Source organism: Streptomyces sp. R44, from assembly GCF_041053105.1.
Taxonomy (GTDB): Bacteria; Actinomycetota; Actinomycetes; order Streptomycetales; family Streptomycetaceae; genus Streptomyces.
In genome coordinates, this window is sequence record NZ_CP163444.1 from 2,233,659 (window position 1) to 2,249,512 (window position 15,854).

The 15,854-nt window shown below is 72.8% G+C and carries 13 protein-coding genes; 4 read left to right on the forward strand and 9 right to left on the reverse strand.

What is annotated here, in order from left to right; all coding sequences use genetic code 11:
• The first annotated feature begins 20 nt into the window (after window positions 1-20).
• Both AB5J54_RS10370 and AB5J54_RS10375 read left to right on the forward strand, forming a co-directional pair.
• A complete protein-coding gene (locus AB5J54_RS10370) occupies window positions 21-677 on the forward strand; it encodes an MBL fold metallo-hydrolase (RefSeq protein ID WP_369143623.1) in 657 nt (218 codons plus the stop codon).
• A 129-nt stretch (window positions 678-806) separates the two neighbouring features.
• Entirely contained in the window at window positions 807-2,093 is a 1,287-nt protein-coding gene (locus tag AB5J54_RS10375) for an MFS transporter (RefSeq protein ID WP_369143624.1), read from the forward strand.
• Window positions 2,094-2,166: 73 nt separating this feature from the next.
• On the opposite strand, the gene AB5J54_RS10380 is transcribed toward AB5J54_RS10375, so the two are convergent.
• From AB5J54_RS10380 to AB5J54_RS10400, 5 genes are all read right to left on the reverse strand, one after another.
• Window positions 2,167-3,168 carry a TerC/Alx family metal homeostasis membrane protein gene (locus AB5J54_RS10380; protein WP_369143625.1) on the reverse strand — a complete coding sequence of 334 codons (1,002 nt, stop codon included), beginning with the start codon at window positions 3,166-3,168 and terminating at the stop codon, window positions 2,167-2,169.
• Window positions 3,169-3,399: 231 nt separating this feature from the next.
• On the reverse strand, window positions 3,400-5,274 hold the full coding sequence (locus tag AB5J54_RS10385; RefSeq protein WP_369143626.1) for a TerD family protein: 1,875 nt from the start codon (window positions 5,272-5,274) through the stop codon (window positions 3,400-3,402).
• A gap of 107 nt (window positions 5,275-5,381) precedes the next feature.
• Window positions 5,382-5,960: a TerD family protein gene (locus AB5J54_RS10390; RefSeq protein ID WP_030692674.1), complete on the reverse strand. Its 579-nt coding sequence runs from the start codon at window positions 5,958-5,960 to the stop codon at window positions 5,382-5,384.
• A 152-nt stretch (window positions 5,961-6,112) separates the two neighbouring features.
• Window positions 6,113-8,260: an excinuclease ABC subunit UvrB gene (gene uvrB / locus AB5J54_RS10395; RefSeq protein WP_369143627.1), complete on the reverse strand. Its 2,148-nt coding sequence runs from the start codon at window positions 8,258-8,260 to the stop codon at window positions 6,113-6,115.
• Between the two features lie 71 nt (window positions 8,261-8,331).
• Window positions 8,332-9,243 (reverse strand): MHYT domain-containing protein, encoded by a 912-nt coding sequence (locus AB5J54_RS10400; RefSeq protein WP_369143628.1) that lies wholly within the window; start codon window positions 9,241-9,243, stop codon window positions 8,332-8,334.
• Between the two features lie 258 nt (window positions 9,244-9,501).
• Here AB5J54_RS10400 and AB5J54_RS10405 point away from each other — a divergent pair, with 258 nt between their 5' ends.
• Entirely contained in the window at window positions 9,502-10,080 is a 579-nt protein-coding gene (locus AB5J54_RS10405) for a methylated-DNA--[protein]-cysteine S-methyltransferase (protein WP_369143629.1), read from the forward strand.
• A 112-nt stretch (window positions 10,081-10,192) separates the two neighbouring features.
• On the forward strand, window positions 10,193-11,449 hold the full coding sequence (locus tag AB5J54_RS10410) for an MFS transporter (protein WP_369149281.1): 1,257 nt from the start codon (window positions 10,193-10,195) through the stop codon (window positions 11,447-11,449).
• 21 nt (window positions 11,450-11,470) lie between these two features.
• Here AB5J54_RS10410 and AB5J54_RS10415 read toward each other — a convergent pair whose 3' ends face one another.
• From AB5J54_RS10415 to AB5J54_RS10430, 4 genes are all read right to left on the reverse strand, one after another.
• Window positions 11,471-12,451 (reverse strand): hypothetical protein, encoded by a 981-nt coding sequence (locus AB5J54_RS10415; protein WP_369143630.1) that lies wholly within the window; start codon window positions 12,449-12,451, stop codon window positions 11,471-11,473.
• Window positions 12,448-13,707, reverse strand: a complete 1,260-nt coding sequence (locus AB5J54_RS10420) for an MFS transporter (protein WP_369143631.1) — start codon at window positions 13,705-13,707, stop codon at window positions 12,448-12,450. The genes AB5J54_RS10415 and AB5J54_RS10420 overlap by 4 nt, the downstream gene beginning before the upstream one ends.
• A complete protein-coding gene (locus AB5J54_RS10425; RefSeq protein ID WP_369143632.1) occupies window positions 13,707-15,047 on the reverse strand; it encodes a discoidin domain-containing protein in 1,341 nt (446 codons plus the stop codon). Before AB5J54_RS10425 ends, AB5J54_RS10420 begins: the two co-directional genes overlap by 1 nt.
• Before the next feature lie 295 nt (window positions 15,048-15,342).
• The gene (locus AB5J54_RS10430; protein WP_369143633.1) at window positions 15,343-15,699 is read right to left on the reverse strand and encodes a cupin domain-containing protein; all 357 of its coding nucleotides are present in this window, start codon (window positions 15,697-15,699) and stop codon (window positions 15,343-15,345) included.
• Between the last annotated feature and the right edge of the window lie 155 nt (window positions 15,700-15,854).

Below are 15,854 nucleotides of genomic sequence, written 5' to 3' on the forward strand. Positions count from 1 at the left end.
CCCGGGGCTAGTCTGAGGCCATGACGTACAGCGGAGTGGTGAAGGTCGGCGGCGCGGCGGACGTGCACGAGCTCACGGACCTGATGATCTCGAAGGTCGCGGTCGGCCCGATGGACAACAACGCGTATCTGCTGCGCTGCCGGGCGACCGGCGAGCAGCTGCTGATCGACGCGGCCAACGAGGCCGGGACGCTGCTCACGCTGATCGGTGACGACGGCATCACGGCCGTCGTCACCACCCACCGGCACGGCGACCACTGGCAGGCCCTGGAGGAGGTCGTCGCCGCGACCGGCGCCACGACGTACGCGGGCGCGTACGACGCGGAGGGCATCCCGGTCCCGACCGACGTGCCCGTCGAGGACGGCGACACGATCCGGGTGGGCCGGGTCGAGCTGACCGCGCGCCGTCTGGTCGGGCACACGCCGGGCTCGATCGCCCTGGTCTACGACGACCCGCACGGCCACCCCCACGTCTTCACCGGCGACTGCCTCTTCCCCGGCGGCGTGGGCAACACCTGGAAGGACCCGGAGGCCTTCGCGAGCCTGATCCACGACGTGGAGACCAAGCTCTTCGCGGTCCTGCCCGACGAGTCCTGGATCTACCCCGGCCACGGCAAGGACACCACGCTCGGTGACGAGCGCCCCCACCTCGCGGAGTGGCACGAGCGCGGCTGGTGACGCCCGGCGCGCGGCCTCCGAGCTGCGCACTCCCGTACGCCCCCGTAACCCGGACGGCGGCGGGGTAGTTGGCGCGACATGCGCCACAGTCACCCTCCGTCGCCGTCCCCGACGCCCCCGGCCCCTTCGATGGCGCGGCTCGCCGCCGCCTCGCTCGTCGGCACCGCCATCGAGTTCTTCGACTTCTTCGTGTACGGGACGGCCGCCGCCCTCGTCCTGGGGCCGCTCTTCTTCCCCACCTTCTCGCCGCTGGCCGGGACCCTGGCCGCCTTCGGCACCTTCGCCGCCGGATTCCTCGCCCGTCCCCTCGGCTCGGTCCTCTTCGGGCACGTCGGCGACCGGTACGGCCGGCGGCCGGTCCTCTTCGCCTCGCTGCTCCTGACCGGCTGCGCCACGGTCGCGGTCGGCTGCGTCCCGACGTACGCGACGCTCGGCATCGCCGCCCCGGCGCTGCTCCTCACCCTCCGCTTCCTTCAGGGGCTCGGCCTGGGCGGCGAGTGGGGCGGGGCGGTCCTGCTCACCGCCGAGCACGCCCCCGAGCACCGGCGCGCGCTGTGGGCGAGCTTCCCGCAGATCGGTCCCCCGGTCGGCTTCCTCCTGGCGAACGGGGTGATGCTGGCGCTCACCGCCGGGCTGAGCGACGCCGAGTTCCGCGCCTGGGGCTGGCGGGTGCCGTTCTGGGCGGCGGGGCTGCTCGCCCTCGTCGGACTGCTGCTGCGCTCCTCGTTGGCGGAGACCCCGCAGTTCGAGGAGCTGTCCGCGTCCGGGCGGCGCGCGGGCACTCCGCTGGCCGAGGTCGTCCGCGACCACTGGCGGCTCGTACTGCTGACGGCCGGGGCGCTCGCGGTCGGGTACGCCGTCTTCTACACGGTCTCCACCTGGGCGCTCGCCTACGGCACCGAGCGGCTCGGGGTGAGCAGCACGGTGATGCTGACCTGTGTCATGGCGGCGGTGGCGGTGCAGGGCGCGGTCACCCCGTTCGTGGCGCTCCTGGGGGACCGCTGGGGCCGCAGGCCGCTCTGCCTGGCGGGCTGCGCGGCCTCCGCGCTCTGGATGTTCCCGATGGTGGCCCTGCTGCACACCGCGCGGCCGCTCCTGATGTTCCTCGGCTTCCTGGGCTCGATGCTGGCCTTCATCACCATGTTCGCGGTGGTCGCCGCGTACCTCCCGGAGCTGTACGAGCCCCGCGTCCGCTGCACCGGCGCCGCCGTCGGCTACAACCTGGCGGGCGTCCTGGGCGGCGCTCTGACGCCCATGGTCGCCACGGCCCTCTCCGACGGCGGCTCGGGCCCGCCCTGGGGCGTCGCGGCCTATCTCACGCTGGTCGCCCTGGTGAGCCTCGGCTGCTTCGTCCTGCTCCCGGAGACCCTCCCGGGCCGCACCGGCCGGCCGGCTCCCGAGCCCGCCGCCGCCTGACGGGGACCCGCGCACAGCACGGCGACGGCCGACCGGAGGGGATCCGGTCGGCCGTCGGTGTGCGGGCGGGGCGTCAGGCCTCGACGCCGGCCTTCGGGGCGGTCTCCGCGGCGGCCTCGGCCGCCTCGCGCTGCGCCTGCTTCTTGGAGGCGATCAGGCTGGTGATGGTCGTGATGACCAGGACACCGCCGATGACCGCCAGCGAGAACGGGATGGTGATCTCCGGGACGTGCACCCCGGACTCGTGCAGCGCGTGCAGCACGAGCTTGACGCCGATGAAGCCGAGGATCACCGACAGGCCGTAGCTGAGGTGGACCAGCTTCTTGAGCAGGCCGCCGATCAGGAAGTACAGCTGCCGCAGACCCATGAGGGCGAAGGCGTTGGCGGTGAAGACGATGTACGGGTCCTGGGTGAGGCCGAAAATCGCCGGGATGGAGTCGAGGGCGAAGAGGATGTCGGTGGTGCCGATGGCCAGCATGACGACCATCAACGGGGTCAGCACCCGCTTGCCGTTGTTGACGATGAAGAGCTTGGTGCCGTGGTACCGGTCGGCGACGCCGAACTTCTTCTCGACGGTCTTGAGGAGACGGTTCTCCTCCCAGTCGTCCTCCTCCTCGTCGGAGCGCGCCTCCTGGATGAGCTTCCAGGCGGTGTAGATCAGGAACGCGCCGAAGAGGTAGAAGACCCAGGAGAAGCTCGCGATGATCGCGGCGCCGGCGGCGATGAAGATCGCGCGGAGCACCAGGGCGATCAGCACGCCCACGAGCAGCACCCGCTGCTGCAGGTGGGAGGGGACCGAGAACTTCGCCATGATCAGGACGAAGACGAAGAGGTTGTCGACGCTGAGCGACTTCTCGGTGACGTAGCCCGCGAAGAACTCGCCGGAGGCCTGGCTGTTGCCGAAGATCAGCAGGCCGAGGCCGAAGAGCGCGGCGAGGACGATCCAGACGATCGTCCAGATTCCGGCTTCCTTGACCGACACGTCATGGGGCTTGCGCCCGATGAAGAAGTCGGCACCGATCAGGGCACCCAGACCGAGAATGGTCAGGACCCACAGGGTCATTGAAACGTCCACTGCGCCTCCGGCGTCGTACGGCTACTGATCAGCGTCGTCGCTGCCGGAGGTCTCTTCCACCCGGGCGGCGTACGGGCCGCCGGGCCGACGCCCCGGGATCGGATCGCTGAGGATCCGTCCGTATTGACGGGTACGCCGCGCAATGGGGAGTACTCCCCTCCGCACCGAAAAGACTACCCGAAAGACCAAGAGAAGGTAAAGGGCAGGGTAAAAGGCCACCAAAAGGCCAGGTCAGAACCGCTTTCCATGGCGAGCGGACGCCACCTGCGTGAGGACCTGGCGGAGGACCGCGCTGCCCGGCGGAAGGAGCGGCGGCTCGTACGACCAGGCATGGCCGACCCAGGGATCCGCGAGGTGGTCGTCGGGCACCGGGGTGAGCCGCAGCAGCGAGCGCCACAGGGGGTCGAGCAGCGGCCCGTACGCGGCCGCGTCCTCGCGTGCGGCGACCATCATCAGATGGACGCCGACCGAGGGCCCCTCGTCCGCGAGGTACCGCAGCCGGGTGACCGCCCGGTCGTCGAAGCCGTGCGGGAAGTCGTGCACGATCAGCAGCTGCCGGGCCGTGTCCAGACCGGGCGGCAACGCGTCGGCCGCACCGCCCCGCTGGGCCATCTGCAGCAGGTCGACCCGCTCCGTGAGCTGTTCGAGGACCGCCGAGACACCGGCCGCGCCCCGGGCGGGCGGGGCGGCCGCGCCCGTCTCCACGAGGGGCGCGAGGGCCGCGGCGCCCGCGCCGGCCGGGTCGACGAGATGGACGGTGAAACCGCCAGCCGGGTACGCCGCGAGCAGTCGCGCCGCGTGCGCGACGGCGGAGTCCAGGGCGAGCCGCCGGAGCTCGACCTCGTCGAGGAGCGCGGCCGCCTCGGAGTGGCCGCGGCCGGAGTCCACCCAGAGCCCGCGCTCCAGCGGCAGCCGGACGAGCATGGGGATCCGCAGGTCGGTGCGCTCGGGGAGGTGGAGGTCGCCGAGCCGTACGGCCATCGGCTCCTCGTCGGGGACGCGGTAGGCGTGCCAGACGGGGTTGTCCCAGCGGGCGTAGGCGACGGGCAGCGCCGGCTCGACGACCTCGGACTCGGCCGCGAGCTGGGCGAGGTCCCGGTCCAGGACCTCCCGGGCGCGCTCCACGAGCTCGTCGTGCCGGGCGCGGGCGGCGGCCCGGGCGGCGTCGTTCGCGCCCCCGGCCCTGGCGCGGTAGTCGGTGAGCGTCTCGTCGAGCTCGCGGTCGAGCCGGGACTCGGCGAAGTCGCAGGCGCTGCGATAGGCGGCGGCGGTACGGGCCAGGTCCTCGAACATGCCCCACACCTGGTTGTAGAGCCGCTCGTCCATGGACCAGCCCGAGGCGTCCCCGGCGACCGGGACGGGAGGGGCCTGCCGGGGCTCCGGCGCCGGGGCGGGAGCCTCCGTGCGGCGCCCGGGGTGGGCGTAGCTGATGGGGCCTCCCGCGGCGGCCGGGGGTGTCGGATCCGGTACGGACGCGGGCGCCGGGTCCGGGGCGGGTGCCGTCGGCTGGTGGACGCGCTCCACCTGGGGGACGCGCGGCACGGGGGCCTCGGCCGGCAGGTCCCGCTCGGGTGCCCCCGCCGCCAGGATCGTCGCGGCGAGCTCCTCGGGACGCTCCAGGCCCTGGTCGCCGAGCAGGGCGGCGAGCCCGCCCTCGTATCCCTGGCCCATGGCGCGGACCTTCCAGGCGCCCTGGCGGCGGTACAGCTCCAGGGCGACGACGGCGGACTCCCGGTCGAGGCCGGTGATGGTGTAGCTGGCGATCTCGGCTCCGTCGGGGCCGCTGACGGCGACGAAGGGGGCGGCGAGGGCCCCGAAGCGGTCCGCTCCCCCGGCCAGGGCGAGGAGGACCGAGACCCGGTGGACGGCGCCGGGGACCGCGTCCAGGTCGACGGCGAGCCGGTGGTCGGCGGCGGTCCGGCCGGGCACGTCGACACCGGGGAGGGCGGGTGTGCCGGGGTGGGCGATCCACTCTTCGCCCGCCACCCGGCCCTGTTCGTCGCCGAGGGTGGCTCCGGCGAGGACGGGGGAACCGGCCGACACCCGGATCTCCAGTCGGGTCTCGGGCAGGGGATGGTTCTGCCCACGGACCAGCTCGGCCGTCATCGTCTCTGTCCCCTCAGCGTTTCCTGTGCGAGTTCATGCGAGTTCATGCGGACAGCTCCCGGTGGCCTGGTGCCTCCGGGAGCTGTGGGTGTGCCGTGCCGGGCCTTCTACAGGTGCGGCAGGATCGCCGGCATCAGGTCCTGGAAGGTGCGGCCGTTGGCCGGGTTGCCCAGGGCCGTCATCTGCCAGCCGGAGCCGACCCGGTGCACCTTCGCCATGATCTGCGCGGTGTAGTTGCCGCCGCCGTCGAGGGTGTAGCGCGCGAGCTCCTGCCCGTTCGTCTCGTCGACGATCCGACAGAAGGCGTTCTGCACCTCCTGGAAGGTCTGACCGGTGAAGGAGTTCACCGTGAAGACGATCTGGTCGATGTGGACCGGCACCCGCTCCAGGTCCACGAGGATCGCCTCGTCGTCGCCGCCCTGGCCGGCGCCGCCCACCAGGTTGTCGCCGGTGTGCTTGACCGAGCCGTCGTCGCTGACGAGGTGACGGAAGAAGACCACGTCGACCGGCTGCTTCTCGGCGAAGAGGACGGCCGAGGCGTCCAGGTCGATCTCCCGGGTGCGCGAGCCGAAGAGACCGCGGCGCGGCGCCGCCTGCCAGCCGAGCCCCATCCGCACCTGGGTGAGGCTGCCCCCGCCCCGCTTCTCCAGGCTGATGGCCTGACCCTTGGTCATGTTGACCGACACGCGTTGCCCCTCTCGTCGAACGTTCCCCGCGCCCGCTGTCCGGTGCGTGCGGTTGTCGAGCACCCTACGCAGCGGCACCGACACGGCGGAGACACGGTCCGGTTTTGTGTCGGTCTTGCAACACACCGGACCGCCCGTCCCCGCGCCTCCGGTCAGGCGAGTCCCGCCTCCTTCATCTGGCGCAACTCCTTCTTCAGCTCCCCCACTTCGTCACGGAGCCGGGCCGCCACCTCGAACTGCAGCTCGGCGGCCGCGGCGCGCATCCGGTCGGTCATCTCCTCGATGATCGCGGCCAGTTCGGTGGCGGGCCGGTCGCCGAGCTGGACCGTCCCGCCCGCCGCGGCCGCCTTGCCGCCCTTGCCCCTGCCCGTGGGGCCGTGCGCGGCGAGCGAGGGCACGGGGGCCTTCGCGCCCTTGCCCTCCTTGCCCTGCCGGTAGCCGGTGCCGAGCAGCTCCTCGGTGTCGATCTCCTCGCGCGCGATGGTCGCGACGATGTCGTTGATCTTCTTGCGGAGCGGCTGCGGGTCGATGCCGCGCTCCGTGTTGTACGCGATCTGCTTCTCGCGGCGCCGGTTGGTCTCCTCGATGGCCTGCTCCATCGCCGGGGTGATCCGGTCCGCGTACATGTGGACCTGGCCCGACACGTTGCGCGCGGCGCGGCCGATCGTCTGGATGAGGGAGGTCCCGGAGCGCAGGAAGCCCTGCTTGTCGGCGTCGAGGATGGCGACGAGGGACACCTCGGGCAGGTCGAGGCCCTCCCGGAGGAGGTTGATGCCGACGAGGACGTCGTACTCGCCGGCACGCAGTTCGCGGAGGAGCTCGATGCGGCGCAGGGTGTCGACGTCGCTGTGCAGGTAGCGCACCTGGATACCGAGCTCCAGGAAGTAGTCGGTGAGGTCCTCGGCCATCTTCTTGGTGAGGGTGGTGACGAGGACCCGCTCGTCGCGCTCGGCGCGCAGCCGGATCTCGTGGACCAGGTCGTCGATCTGGCCCTCGGTGGGCTTGACGACGACCTCGGGGTCGACGAGTCCGGTGGGGCGGATGATCTGCTCGACGAAGCCGTCGCCGCGCGAGAGTTCGTACGTGCCGGGGGTCGCGGAGAGGTAGACGGTCTGGCCGATCCGCTCCTGGAACTCCTCCCACTTCAGCGGGCGGTTGTCGAGGGCGGACGGGAGCCGGAAGCCGTGGTCGACCAGGGTCCGCTTGCGGGAGGCGTCGCCCTCGTACATGGCGCCGATCTGGGGCACGGTGACGTGCGACTCGTCGATGACGAGGAGGAAGTCCTCGGGGAAGTAGTCGAGGAGGGTGTTGGGCGCGGAGCCGGGCTCGCGGCCGTCGAAGTGCATCGAGTAGTTCTCGATGCCGGAGCAGGAGCCGATCTGCCGCATCATCTCGATGTCGTACGTGGTGCGCATGCGCAGCCGCTGGGACTCCAGGTGCTTGCCCTGCTTGTCCAGCTCGGCGAGGCGGACCTCCAGCTCGCGCTCGATGTCGTTGATCGCCCGCTCCATGCGCTCGGGGCCCGCGACGTAGTGGCTGGCGGGGAACACGTACAGCTCGTGGTCCTCGCTGATGACCTCGCCGGTCAGCGGGTGGAGGGTGGAGAGGGCCTCGATCTCGTCGCCGAACATCTCGATGCGGACGGCGAGCTCCTCGTACACCGGGAAGATCTCGATGGTGTCGCCGCGCACCCGGAAGGTGCCGCGGGTGAACGCCAGGTCGTTCCGGGTGTACTGGATGTCGACGAAGCGGCGGAGCAGCTGGTCGCGGTCGATCTCCTCGCCGACCTTGAGCGGGACCATCCGGTCCACGTACTCCTGGGGCGTGCCGAGGCCGTAGATGCAGGAGACGGAGGCGACCACGACGACGTCCCTGCGGGTGAGCAGGGAGTTGGTCGCGGAGTGGCGCAGCCGCTCCACCTCCTCGTTGATGGAGGAGTCCTTCTCGATGTAGGTGTCCGACTGAGGGACGTACGCCTCGGGCTGGTAGTAGTCGTAGTACGAGACGAAGTACTCGACGGCGTTGTTCGGCAGGAGCTCGCGGAACTCGTTCGCCAGCTGGGCGGCCAGCGTCTTGTTCGGCGCCATCACCAGGGTGGGGCGCTGGAGCTTCTCGATCATCCACGCGGTGGTCGCCGACTTGCCGGTGCCGGTGGCGCCGAGGAGCACGACGTCCTTCTCGCCCGCGCGGATGCGCCGCTCCAGGTCGGCGATGGCGGTCGGCTGGTCGCCGCTGGGCTTGTACTCGCTGACGACCTCGAAGGGCGCCACCGAACGTTCGATCTTGGAAACGGGCCGCATGCAACCACCGTACGACCCGGCACTGACACTCGGGCGGTGATCGGCTCACCGCCCGGTCGCCGGGCCTCCCGTCACCAGTCCTGGGAGCGGTGTCCGCCGCGCGCGACGCTGCGGCGGGCGCCTCGTCCGGCGGCCCGGCCGGGAGGGCGGGCGCTCCAGTTGGCGGGCTCGCCGTAGGACGGGACGTGGCGCGGGGCGGGCACGCCGGGCCGGTGCGGGGGCCGGGCGGCGGGGCGCTGCCAGTCCGGGTCGCCCATCACGAGCAGCGGGTCGAACATGACGACGACGGCGGCCAGGATCAGGAAGACCGCGGGGCCGATCAGCATGGGCAGGAGGAGCGAGGTGGCGGTGGGACCGCCCCCTGTGCGGGCCTCGGTGCCGTGCAGGTGGACGCTGACGGCGGCCATGGCGGTGTAGTGCATACCACTCACGGCTCCGCCCATCACCAGGCTCGCGCCGAGACTGGCCAGAAATCCATGGACGGAGACGGCCGCCCAGAGGGCCGCGGTGGCGGCCACGACGGCGATGACCACGGAGAGGGCGACGGTGAGCGTGTCGTACTCGATCCGCCCCTGGAGGCGCATACCGGCCATGCCGAGGTAGTGCATGGTGGCGACGCCGAGGCCGGTGATGGTGCCGCCGGTGACCAGGGTGAGGGCCGTCGCCCCGCGGTAGCCGACGATGAAGATGCCGATGCCGACCATGAGGACGGCGACGCCCAGGCTGGCGAACGTGATGGGACGGTCGTAGTCGATGGGCGCCTGCTGGACGGAGAAGCCCATCATGGCGATGAAGTGCATCGTCCAGATGCCGGTGCCGATCGACGTGGCGCCGAGGGCGAGCCAGCCGGCCTTGAAGGTGTCGTGGTGGCGGAGCGATCTGGTGGTGCACCTCAGACCGAGGGCGCCGCCGAGGCAGGCCATGAGAAAGGCGGCCACCGGCGTGACGAGCCCGTAGCTGAATCCGTCGACCGTGCCCTGCATGAGCGTGTGTCCTCCACCCCTGGTGCAACGTCGTCCGAAAACAGTCGGTACCGCTGGGTAGTACTACCGGGGCGAGATTATGGCGCGCCGGGGGCCCGGCGACCACGTGACCGGGGATTTTCCGTTCGCGAGACCGGAGCGAGACCGGCCCGTGATCTCGGTGGCGGCCCGGGCCCGACGGTCGGCGTCGGACCCCGGCCGGGTGACGGGCAGCCGTTCCGGGCCGGGGTGTCGGTGGCGGGTCGTACCGTGGGCGGCATGGACATCGACACGGGGGCGAAGGCGGGACCGGCCGGCCGGGAGCGGGCCGGCACGGTGGAGTGGGCGGTCGTGGAGAGCGCCATCGGGCCGCTGTTCCTCGCCGCGACCGGGCGGGGGCTCGTGCGGGTCGAGTTCCACGCCGACGCGGCCCGGCGGGAGCGGATGCTCGACCGGCTGGCGGGACAGCTGGGCGCGGAGCTGGTGGAGTGCGCCTCGGGGCGGCTCTCGGAGGTGATGCGCCGGCTCGACCGGTACTTCGCGGGCGAGCCCGACGAGCTCGACCTGCCGCTCGACTGGAGCCTGACGACCGGCTTCAACCGCCAGGTGCTGCGCGAGCTGGCGGCGGGCGTTCCGTACGGGACGGTCGTGGGGTACGGGGAGCTGGCGAGGCGCGCGGGGCAGCCGGGGGCGGCGCAGGCGGTGGGAGCGGCGATGGGCGCCAATCCGCTGCCGGTGGTGGTGCCGTGCCACCGGGTGGTGGAGAGCGACGGCGGCCTCGGCGGTTTCGGGGGCGGTCTGGAGACGAAGCGGCAGCTCCTCGCCCTGGAGGGGGTACTGCCGGCGCCGCTCTTCTGAGCGCGGGCGGCTGTCGGGGAAGGAGGCGGCGTTCCCATCCGGTGGGACGGCTGGCACACTCACGTAAGTGACACATACCCCCAGCGCCCCTGACGCCACCGCGCCCGGCCGGATATCCGCCCCCGTCACCCCAGTCACCCCCGCCGAGCTGCCCGCGCTCCGCCGGCGCGTCCAGGCCGGGCTGATCGCCACCCAGGTCCTGGGAGGGCTCGGCATCGCCATCGGCTTCGCCCTCGCCGCCGTCCTGGCGCGGGACGTGAGCGGCACCGAGGCACTGTCCGGTCTCGCGTCGACGGCCTCGGTGGCCGGGTCCGCGCTGCTCGCGATGCCGCTGGCCACGCTGATGACCCGGCGGGGACGCCGGGTGGGCCTCGTCCTGGCGTACCTGCTCGCGTCGGTGGGCGCCGGCGTGGTGGTGCTCGGGGCGGTCCTCGGGAACTTCCCGCTCCTGCTCGTCGGCCTCGTGGGCTTCGGTGCCGGGTCCTCGGCGAACCTGGCGGCCCGCTTCGCCGCCGCCGACCTCGCCGAGCCGGACCGCAGGGCCCGGGCCATCTCCACGGTGGTGTGGGCGACGACGATCGGCGCGGTGCTCGGTCCGAACGTCGCCGCGCCCGCCGGACGGAGCGTCTCGGGCCTGGGGATCCCGGCCGCCGCGGGCCCGTTCGTCTGGGCCGCCGGTGTCTTCGTGCTCGCCGCGGCCGTGGTGGCCGTGCTGCTGCGTCCGGACCCGCTGCTCACCGCCCGCGCGCTGGCGGACGGCGGGCCGGGCGGGGCGGCGGAGGGGCGCTCCCTCCGGGCCGGCATGGACGCGGTGCGGAAGTCCTCGCGGGCCCGGATCGCCCTGGTCACCATCGCCGGCTCGCACACCGCCATGGTGTCGATCATGTCGATGACCCCGGTGGCGCTCACCCACCACGGCGCGGACATCCAGCTGATCGGACTCGTGATCAGCGGCCACATCACGGGGATGTACGCCTTCTCGCCGCTGATGGGCTGGCTGTCCGACCGGCTCGGCCGGCTCTCGGTGATCGGGCTCGCGGTCGGCCTGATCGGTACGGCGGCGCTCGTCGCGGGCACGGCGGGACCGTCCCACGGCCGGATCGCCCTGGGTCTCTTCGTCCTCGGCCTGGGCTGGTCGGCCGGGCTCGTGTCCGGTTCGGCGCTGCTCACCGACTCGGTTCCGCAGGCCGCGCGGGCCGCCGTCCAGGGACTCTCCGACTTCGTCATGAACACCGCCGCCGGGGTCGGCGGCCTCGTGGCCGGCCTGATCGTCTCGCAGGCGGGCTACGGACCGCTGAACGCGATCGCCGCGTGCCTGCTGCTCCCCATGGCGGCGCTGGCGCTGCGCGGCGCCCTCCGCAAGGCCTGAGCCACCGGAAGTCCGGAGCGGTCACCGCGGCACCGCGGGCGACGACGCCCCGGCGGCCAGTCGCCGTGGGGCTCCCGTGCCGTCGGCGGGCACCGACCAGACCGCTCCCCCGTATCCGTACGCGAGGGTCTCGGTGTCCGTCCACAGCGCCTGGTCGTCGAAGCCGCGCCGCTCGGCGACGGGGTGCTCGCGTCCGGTGCTCAGGTCGAGGACGTACAGCCGCCACGGGTCGCGCGGGCCGTCGGACACCCGTTTCTTGAAGGCGATCCGGGTCCCGTCCGGGGAGAGCGAGGGGCATTCGACGTTCTCCCGCAGGGTCCGGGCGGACCAGTTCCGCATGTCCCCCTCGACGAGGTGGGTGCGGCCGCCGGTCGAGACGGTGGCGTAGAAGCGGTTGTCGTCGGCGGCGAAGGTGACCCCCCAGTAGTTGACGTCGGGGGCGTGGTGGCGGCGGCCGTCGAGGGTGAGCGGGATCTGCTCGATGTTCTTCACCAGGTAGCCGGTGCGCAGGTCGAGGATCGAGGTGCGGGTGGCGAAGGCCGAGCGCGCGTACGAGTCGCCGGTGGCGAACATCGTCCAGGCCAGCATGCGTCCCGAGGCGGAGACCCTGGCCCGGCTGGGGATGCCCGGAAGGCCGATGCGGCGGACCTCGCGGAGCCGCCCGTCGAGCACGAGGACGTACGAGCGGGCCGGCACGCCCGGCCGCCGCTGGAGGCAGAGGGCGGTGGAGGCGGCCGCGTGGAAGCGGTCGCAGGAAGGGCCTCCCGTCACCCGGCCGCCGGGCGCGGCCGGGTCCACGCGCGCGATACGGCCGCCGGCGGTCTCCCGGACGTAGAGCGCCCCGGTGCCGCCGTCGAGGGTGAAGCCGGGGTCGGCCGTTCCGGTGGCGGCCGCCCGCCCGGAGGCGGCCCGCAGGGTGTAGACGGTGGCTCCGCCGCCGAGCAGCAGGACGGCCAGGACGAGGATCCCCACACGCGCGCGCGTGGAGGCGGCGATGTTCATGACGCGGTCCCTTCGGGGGTGGGCCCGGACGGCAGCAGTCGGGCGGCGCAGCACAGGGCCGCGGCGAGGGCCAGGAGCGCCGCGACGAGCGCCGTCTCCGGTCCGCTCGCCGTCCACACGGCGCCGAAGGCGACGGCGGCGGCGAGCCGGGCGAGCGCCTGCGCGGTCTGGACGACGGCGAGGCCGCCGGCCTGCCGCCCCTCGGCGAGGAACGGTCCGGTGAGGGCCATCAGGACGCCGTCGGTGGTGGCGTAGAAGACCCCGAGCAGCACGAGGACGCCCACGAGCGCCGCCGGGCCGGGGACGGGGGCCAGGAGCAGTCCGTAGGCCAGGAGCAGGGCCCCGTGCCCGTACAGGAGCGGCCCGCGGCGCCCGAAGCGGTCGGCGAGGCGGCCGGCGGGGACGGCGAGCAGGAGGTAGACGCAGGCCGCGCCGAGCGGCAGGAACGGGAACCAGGTGGGGTCGAGGTCGAGGCGCCGCTGGAGCAGCAGGTAGAGGAAGGAGTCGCCGACCGTGGCGGCGCCGAGGAGGGCGGAGCAGAGCACGATGCGGCGGTACGCGGGCGAGCGTCGCAGGGCCGCGAGGAGTGCGCCACGCGCGCGTGGCGCCGTCTCCCGCGGCGACGTGTCCCGCGCGCGCCCGGGGACGAAGAGCAGCCAGAGCAGGACGCCGAACGCGCCGACGCAGAAGCTGACGGCGAAGACGGCCTCGTACGTCTCGGCCGTCGCCCACAGCAGCGCGAAGGCGGCGAGGGGTCCGAGGAGGGCGCCGGTGGTGTCCATGGCGCGGTGGGTGCCGAAGGCACGGCCCAGGTCCTCGGGCGGGCTGTGCAGGGTGATGAGCGCGTCGCGCGGGGCGGTGCGCACGCCCTTGCCGAGCCGGTCGGCGGCGAGGGCCCCGGCGATCCAGCCGGTCGCCCCGCCCGCGAGGAGGAGGCCGAGCCGGGAGCAGGCGGAGAGGGCGTAGCCGAGTCCGGCGACCTGCTTGTGGCGGCCGCCGCGGTCGGCGGAGGCGCCGCCGAGGAGCCGTACGAGCGCGGTGGCGCCGGTGGAGAGGCCGTCGAGGAGGCCGAACTGGAGCGGGGAGAGGCCGAGTCCGAGGACCAGGTAGAGCGGCAGGACGGCGGTCACCATCTCCGAGGAGACGTCGGTGACGAGGCTGACCGTGCCGAGGGCGAGGACGGTGCCGGGGACGCGCCGCCGGGTCCCGGTGGGACGGGGCGGCGCGTCGCGGCGACCGGTGGTCGCGAGGTACATCAGTGGCAGGTGTAGGTCGGGCCGGAGTCCTTGACCTGGTCGTCGGTGCCGACGTACTGCCAGCTGTAGGTGGTGTCGGTGAGGTTCAGCTTCAGGACGCCGTACGTGCCGCTGATCCGCTTCTGGCTGTTGGGCTGGACGGTCTCGATGTCGTACGGCTCGGCGCCGCCCATGCCGCCGACGATCTCGACGATGCCGTCGGCGGTGGCCTGCCCGTTCGGGTCCTGCGGGGCGAAGCGCTCGTAGTGGTGGTCGTGTCCGTTGAGGACGAGGTCGGCCCTGGCCGCGTAGAGGATCTGCCAGACGGGCTTGGAGACGGGGTCGTTGCCGTGGCCGCCGGAGGAGTACAGCGGGTGGTGGAAGTAGGCGGCGACGCAGCCCTTGGTGTTGCGCGCGAGGTCGTCCTTGAGCCACTGGATCTGCGCGGCGTCGTCGAAGGTGTTGGAGTCGAGGGCGACGAAGTGCCAGTTGCCCTGGTCGTAGCTGTAGTAGGGCTTGCCCTGCGGGTAGGCGATGGCGCCGAAGTACGACTTGTAGCCGGAGAACGCGCCGGCCGGGTCGTAGGACTCGTGGTTGCCGGGCACGGGCCGGGTCTGCGCCTTGAAGGCGCCCCAGGTCTTGTCGTAGTAGTTGCGGAAGTCCGAGAGACGGGCGTCGTCGTACTGGTTGTCACCCATCGTCAGGTAGAAGGACGGCGCGATGCGCTGGGCCAGGGCGGCCGTCTTCGGGTGGGCGCAGGAGCTGCTGGAGGCCGTGCACTGGGCGGCGATGTCACCGGCCGCGACGACGGTGAAGGCGCCGGTGGGCGGGGGCGTGGTGGAGGTGGTGCCGTAGACCTCCACGGTCCAGAGCGAGTAGCCGTACGAGGTACCGCGGGCGGTCCCGTACACGCGCAGGTAGCGGCCGGTGCCGGTGAGTCCGGTCCAGTCGTCCGTGGCGCCGTTGCCCGCGGTCTCGGTGGCGAGCCGGGTCCAGGTGCTGCCGTCGGCGGAGATCTCCACGCGGTAGGCCTTGGCGTAGGCGGCCTCCCAGACGAGTTTCACGCGGGAGACCGTGGCCGAGGGGCCGAGGTCGACCTTGATCCACTGGGGGTCGACGCCCTCGGCGCTGGCCCAGCGGGTGGTGGCGTTGCCGTCGAAGGCCTTCTCGGGGCCGAAGGTGCTGTCCTCGACGGAGGAGGAGGTGGCCGGCCTGCCCTGGGAGATCAGGGTGTCGGCGGCGGCTCCGGCCCGGTCCGGTAGGGCGAGCAGGAGTCCACCGACGAGCAGCAGCACGGCGGCGAGGACGAGGGGCAGACGGTCGGTGGTGCGGCGAGGTGGGGCGGAGGCGAACAGGCGCATACCTGGGCTCCCTGGCCTGAGGGGTCGGCGAGAGCTGGACACCGGTGCGGGGCACCACGGGCCGCGCCGGGCGGCACCGACCGGGGCGCCCGTGCCGCGTGGTGCGGGCACGGGCGACCGGCCGGGTGGCGATTCGGGGCGCCACGCGGCGGGTGGTGCTCGGCGGCCGGGTCAGAGCTCTCGCTGAGCGCGTCACGCCCCTGATTCGGGCGCCGCGCCAAGCCACCGCCCGGGATGCTAGCGGATAGGAAGGTTTCCTACCAGACTCTCCAACCCGGTGGCTCCTCCCGGGAGTTCAGAGGCTGATGTGGTACGCCTTGCGGAGGGTCTCGTGCACCGTCCAGGTCGTCTTGTCACCCTCGCGCAGCACGCACGCGTCGCCGGGGCCGATCTCCAGGGTCTCGCCGCCCTCGACGGCGACGGTCGCGCGCCCGGAGACCACCACGAACAGCTCGTTGGCCTCGATGTCGGTGACGACGCCGGGCGTGATCTGCCAGATGCCGCGCAGCTGCTTGCCGTCGGCCGACTCCCACAGCACCTTGCCCGTCACCTCGGGCGTGCCGGAGACGATCTGGGCGGGGTCCAGGGGCTCGACTTCGAGCTCCGCGTCGGGGATGTGCACGGCGAAGGAGGGCACGTCATGAGTGGTCATGGGCGGTGACTGTAGCGGGGGTCCGAGGGCGTTCCCAGGCCGGGACCGGGTGGAGGAACAGCCTCCGTTTCGGCTCCCACCAGGCGCGATGCCAAGAACCCGCGGCGGCGACGAAATCCGTACCGGCCTTCTCGCGCAGCGCCCCAAGGGAGTCG

What these genes read in the sequence shown, in the direction of transcription:
- AB5J54_RS10400 (WP_369143628.1), bottom strand. Translation starts at nt 9,243, where the DNA reads ATGCAGGGCACGGTCGACGGATTCAGCTACGGGCTCGTCACGCCGGTG.
- AB5J54_RS10430 (WP_369143633.1), bottom strand. Translation starts at nt 15,699, where the DNA reads ATGACCACTCATGACGTGCCCTCCTTCGCCGTGCACATCCCCGACGCG.
- AB5J54_RS10405 (WP_369143629.1), top strand. Translation starts at nt 9,502, where the DNA reads ATGGACATCGACACGGGGGCGAAGGCGGGACCGGCCGGCCGGGAGCGG.
- AB5J54_RS10415 (WP_369143630.1), bottom strand. Translation starts at nt 12,451, where the DNA reads ATGAACATCGCCGCCTCCACGCGCGCGCGTGTGGGGATCCTCGTCCTG.
- AB5J54_RS10370 (WP_369143623.1), top strand. Translation starts at nt 21, where the DNA reads ATGACGTACAGCGGAGTGGTGAAGGTCGGCGGCGCGGCGGACGTGCAC.
- AB5J54_RS10375 (WP_369143624.1), top strand. Translation starts at nt 807, where the DNA reads ATGGCGCGGCTCGCCGCCGCCTCGCTCGTCGGCACCGCCATCGAGTTC.
- uvrB (WP_369143627.1), bottom strand. Translation starts at nt 8,260, where the DNA reads ATGCGGCCCGTTTCCAAGATCGAACGTTCGGTGGCGCCCTTCGAGGTC.
- AB5J54_RS10425 (WP_369143632.1), bottom strand. Translation starts at nt 15,047, where the DNA reads ATGCGCCTGTTCGCCTCCGCCCCACCTCGCCGCACCACCGACCGTCTG.
- AB5J54_RS10420 (WP_369143631.1), bottom strand. Translation starts at nt 13,707, where the DNA reads ATGTACCTCGCGACCACCGGTCGCCGCGACGCGCCGCCCCGTCCCACC.
- AB5J54_RS10385 (WP_369143626.1), bottom strand. Translation starts at nt 5,274, where the DNA reads ATGACGGCCGAGCTGGTCCGTGGGCAGAACCATCCCCTGCCCGAGACC.